This window comes from Saccharothrix mutabilis subsp. mutabilis, from assembly GCF_039521145.1.
In the GTDB taxonomy this organism is placed as follows: Bacteria; Actinomycetota; Actinomycetes; order Mycobacteriales; family Pseudonocardiaceae; genus Actinosynnema; species Actinosynnema mutabilis.
In genome coordinates this window covers 1-5,351 of record NZ_BAAABU010000047.1, presented here as the reverse complement: position 1 = coordinate 5,351, position 5,351 = coordinate 1, and the positions used below count along the sequence as shown (strand labels likewise).

The 5,351-nt window shown below is 57.6% G+C and carries 3 rRNA genes; all 3 read left to right on the top strand.

From position 1 onward, the window contains the following. Positions 1 to 160: 160 nt before the first annotated feature. The 3 genes from ABD126_RS38495 to rrf all read left to right on the top strand — a co-directional run bounded on the left by ABD126_RS38495 (position 161) and on the right by rrf (position 5,340). A 16S ribosomal RNA gene (locus tag ABD126_RS38495) occupies positions 161 to 1,676 on the top strand. 340 nt (positions 1,677 to 2,016) lie between these two features. Beyond that, positions 2,017 to 5,096 (top strand): 23S ribosomal RNA (locus tag ABD126_RS38490). Between the two features lie 127 nt (positions 5,097 to 5,223). Further along, positions 5,224 to 5,340, top strand: a 5S ribosomal RNA gene (rrf, locus tag ABD126_RS38485). The 16S, 23S and 5S rRNA genes sit together here, the layout of an rRNA operon. Positions 5,341 to 5,351: the final 11 nt, after the last annotated feature.

Here is a 5,351-nt window from a genome sequence, read left to right as displayed (position 1 = left end):
GAGCGCGTGTTCTTTGAGAACTCAACAGCGTGCCGAATAGCCAGTAAATTTATGAACCTCGTCAAGAGGTTTCCTTTGAGATTGACTGGACAACTGGCAATCAACATGGACCATATTCCGGTCCGTGTGTCAGTGTTGTTCGAGCGATCAAACACAATCCTTATTGGAGAGTTTGATCCTGGCTCAGGACGAACGCTGGCGGCGTGCTTAACACATGCAAGTCGAGCGGTAAGGCCCTTCGGGGTACACGAGCGGCGAACGGGTGAGTAACACGTGGGTAACCTGCCCTGTACTCCGGGATAAGCCTGGGAAACTAGGTCTAATACCGGATACGACCCCATGGGGCATCTTGTGGGGTGGAAAGTTCCGGCGGTATGGGATGGACCCGCGGCCTATCAGCTTGTTGGTGGGGTGATGGCCTACCAAGGCGACGACGGGTAGCCGGCCTGAGAGGGTGACCGGCCACACTGGGACTGAGACACGGCCCAGACTCCTACGGGAGGCAGCAGTGGGGAATATTGCACAATGGGCGAAAGCCTGATGCAGCGACGCCGCGTGAGGGATGACGGCCTTCGGGTTGTAAACCTCTTTCAGCAGGGACGAAGCGCGAGTGACGGTACCTGCAGAAGAAGCACCGGCTAACTACGTGCCAGCAGCCGCGGTAATACGTAGGGTGCGAGCGTTGTCCGGAATTATTGGGCGTAAAGAGCTCGTAGGCGGTTTGTTGCGTCGGCCGTGAAAACTTCACGCTTAACGTGGAGCCTGCGGTCGATACGGGCAGACTTGAGTTCGGCAGGGGAGACTGGAATTCCTGGTGTAGCGGTGAAATGCGCAGATATCAGGAGGAACACCGGTGGCGAAGGCGGGTCTCTGGGCCGATACTGACGCTGAGGAGCGAAAGCGTGGGGAGCGAACAGGATTAGATACCCTGGTAGTCCACGCCGTAAACGGTGGGTGCTAGGTGTGGGGGGCTTCCACGTCCTCCGTGCCGCAGCTAACGCATTAAGCACCCCGCCTGGGGAGTACGGCCGCAAGGCTAAAACTCAAAGGAATTGACGGGGGCCCGCACAAGCGGCGGAGCATGTGGATTAATTCGATGCAACGCGAAGAACCTTACCTGGGCTTGACATGCACCGGAAACCTCCAGAGATGGGGGCCTCTTCGGACTGGTGTACAGGTGGTGCATGGCTGTCGTCAGCTCGTGTCGTGAGATGTTGGGTTAAGTCCCGCAACGAGCGCAACCCTCGTTCCATGTTGCCAGCGCGTAATGGCGGGGACTCATGGGAGACTGCCGGGGTCAACTCGGAGGAAGGTGGGGATGACGTCAAGTCATCATGCCCCTTATGTCCAGGGCTTCACACATGCTACAATGGCCGGTACAGAGGGCTGCTAAGCCGTGAGGTGGAGCGAATCCCAAAAAGCCGGTCTCAGTTCGGATCGGGGTCTGCAACTCGACCCCGTGAAGTCGGAGTCGCTAGTAATCGCAGATCAGCAACGCTGCGGTGAATACGTTCCCGGGCCTTGTACACACCGCCCGTCACGTCACGAAAGTCGGTAACACCCGAAGCCCGTGGCCCAACCCGCAAGGGGGGGAGCGGTCGAAGGTGGGACTGGCGATTGGGACGAAGTCGTAACAAGGTAGCCGTACCGGAAGGTGCGGCTGGATCACCTCCTTTCTAAGGAGCATCTGCGGACTCGCTTGCGAGTTCGGAGGCCACGCCGACGGCGAACGATCGTCGGGTGGAGCTCATATTAGTGGATGCTGGCTAATGCAGAACCTCGGATTGTCTGCGGAGTTAGTACTGCCTCCTCGGAGGCGTGGAAGGGTTCGCAGGGGGTTTGAGACTTCTGTTCGGTACGCTGTTGGGTCCTGAGAGAACACGCGAGTGTCTCTTTCAGCGAGAAGACACAGGGCTTTCCGCCTTCGAACCGCCGGTTGAGCCGGTAGGCGTCGGCAGTAGCGGGATGGTGTCTGGTTGTTCTTTGAGAACTGCACAGTGGATGCGAGCATCTTTGTGGCAAGTTATTAAGGGCATACGGTGGATGCCTTGGCACCAGGAGCCGATGAAGGACGTAGGAGACTGCGATAAGCCTTGGGGAGCTGTCAACCGAGCTGAGATCCAAGGATTTCCGAATGGGGAAACCCGGCCCCAGTCATGTGGGGTCACCCACGCCTGAACACATAGGGCGTGTGGAGGGAACGCGGGGAAGTGAAACATCTCAGTACCCGCAGGAAGAGAAAACAACCGTGATTCCGTGAGTAGTGGCGAGCGAAAGCGGAAGAGGCTAAACCGTATTCGTGTGATACCCGGCAGGGGTTGCGTGTACGGGGTCGTGGGATCTGCTGGCTGGTTCTGCCGGACTGGCAAGAAGTCATAAAACGGAGTTGTTAGCGGAACGTGTCTGGAAAGCATGGCCGTAGAGGGTGAGAGTCCCGTACGCGAAAACATTCCGTCTTCTTACAGGTATCCCAAGTAGCAGCGAGCTCGTGGAATTTGCTGTGAATCTGGCGGGACCACCCGCTAAGCCTGAATACTCCCTGGTGACCGATAGCGGACTAGTACCGTGAGGGAAAGGTGAAAAGTACCCCGGGAGGGGAGTGAAATAGTACCTGAAACCGTGTGCCTACAATCCGTCGGAGCCTTTAGGGGTGACGGCGTGCCTTTTGAAGAATGAGCCTGCGAGTTAGTGCTGCGTGGCGAGGTTAACCCGTGTGGGGTAGCCGTAGCGAAAGCGAGTCCGAATAGGGCGTCTCCAGTCGCGTGGTCTAGACCCGAAGCGGGGTGATCTAGCCATGGCCAGGGTGAAGCGTGGGTAAGACTGCGTGGAGGCCCGAACCCACCAGGGTTGAAAACCTGGGGGATGAGCTGTGGTTAGGGGTGAAAGGCCAATCAAACTCCGTGATAGCTGGTTCTCCCCGAAATGCATTTAGGTGCAGCGTCGTGTGTTTCGTGCCGGAGGTAGAGCACTGGATGGTCTAGGGGGCCCACAAGCTTACCGAAATCAACCAAACTCCGAATGCCGGTACGTGAGAGCGCGGCAGTGAGACTGCGGGGGATAAGCTTCGTAGTCGAGAGGGAAACAGCCCAGAACGCCGGCTAAGGCCCCTAAGTGTGTGCTAAGTGGGAAAGGATGTGGGGTCGCCCAGACAACCAGGAGGTTGGCTTAGAAGCAGCCACCCTTTAAAGAGTGCGTAATAGCTCACTGGTCAAGTGGTCCTGCGCCGACAATGTAGCGGGGCTTAAGCACACCGCCGAAGCCGTGTCATTCCAGTTTTGCTGGGATGGGTAGGGGAGCGTCGTTCAGCCACTGAAGCTGCAGGGGAACCTAGTGGTGGAGGCTGGACGAGTGAGAATGCAGGCATGAGTAGCGAAAGCAGAGTGAGAAACTCTGCCGCCGGATGACCAAGGGTTCCTGGGCCAGGCTAATCCGCCCAGGGTAAGTCGGGACCTAAGGCGAGGCCGACAGGCGTAGTCGATGGACAACGGGTTGATATTCCCGTACCCGTGTGAACGCGCCCATGGCGAACCTTGTGATACTAACCGCCCGAAGCGCAGCCGGAGTCTTCGGACGAGGGTTGTTGTGGAGCGCGGGACCTGAACTTGTAGTAGTCAAGCGATGGGGTGACGCAGGAGGGTAGCTCCGCCAGTGAGTGGTAGTACTGGTGTAAGCGTGTAGGGAGAGCTGTAGGCAAATCCGCAGCTCACGTATCCTGAGACGTGATGCATAGCCGATTGAGGCGAAGTAGGGTGATCCCATGCTGCCGAGAAAAGCCTCTAGTGAGTGTTCATGCGGCCCGTACCCCAAACCGACACAGGTGGTCAGGTAGAGAATACCGAGGCGATCGGGCGAACTGTGGTTAAGGAACTCGGCAAAATGCCCCCGTAACTTCGGGAGAAGGGGGGCCGAGGGATTTGAAGCCCCTTGCGGGCTAGGATTTTTCGGCCGCAGAGACCAGCGAGAAGCGACTGTTTACTAAAAACACAGGTCCGTGCGAAGTCGCAAGACGATGTATACGGACTGACGCCTGCCCGGTGCTGGAACGTTAAGGGGACCGGTTAGCTCTTCGGGGCGAAGCTGAGAACTTAAGCGCCAGTAAACGGCGGTGGTAACTATAACCATCCTAAGGTAGCGAAATTCCTTGTCGGGTAAGTTCCGACCTGCACGAATGGCGTAACGACTTCTCGACTGTCTCAACCACAGGCCCGGCGAAATTGCACTACGAGTAAAGATGCTCGTTACGCGCGGCAGGACGGAAAGACCCCGGGACCTTTACTATAGCTTGGTATTGGTGTTCGGTTCGGCTTGTGTAGGATAGGTGGGAGACTGTGAAGCGCCAACGCCAGTTGGTGTGGAGTCGTCGTTGAAATACCACTCTGGTCGTACTGGATGTCTAACCTCGGTCCGTGATCCGGATCAGGGACAGTGCCTGGTGGGTAGTTTAACTGGGGCGGTTGCCTCCCAAAGGGTAACGGAGGCGCTCAAAGGTTCCCTCAGCCTGGTTGGCAATCAGGTGTCGAGTGCAAGTGCACAAGGGGGCTTGACTGTGAGACCGACGGGTCGAGCAGGGACGAAAGTCGGAACTAGTGATCCGGCCATGGCTTGTGGAAGCGTGGTCGCTCAACGGATAAAAGGTACCCCGGGGATAACAGGCTGATCTTGCCCAAGAGTCCATATCGACGGCATGGTTTGGCACCTCGATGTCGGCTCGTCGCATCCTGGGGCTGGAGTAGGTCCCAAGGGTTGGGCTGTTCGCCCATTAAAGCGGTACGCGAGCTGGGTTTAGAACGTCGTGAGACAGTTCGGTCCCTATCCGCCGCGCGCGTAGGATACTTGCGGAAGGCTGTCCCTAGTACGAGAGGACCGGGACGGACGGACCTCTGGTGTGCCAGTTGTCCTGCCAAGGGCATTGCTGGTTGGCTACGTTCGGAAGGGATAACCGCTGAAAGCATCTAAGCGGGAAGCTCGTTCCTAGATGAGGTATCCCACCCTTTGTGGGTTAAGGCCCCCAAGAGACTATTGGGTTGATAGGCCGGAGATGGAAGGTCGGTAACGGCTGGAGTTGACCGGTACTAATAGGCCGAGGACTTGCTACGAAGACGCTACGCATCCACTGTGCGGTTCTGAAAGAACCGAACCAGAACCCGGACGGCCCGGTACGGGTCGTGCGACCCCCTCTGCTGGGGGTTGTGTGGGTCCTGTTGAGCGGTAATTTCATAGTGTTTCGGTGGTCATAGCGGTTGGGGAACACCCGGTCCCATTCCGAACCCGGTAGTTAAGCCTTCCAGCGCCGATGGTACTGCACTCGTGAGGGTGTGGGAGAGTAGGACGCCGCCGAACATTCTTTCCCT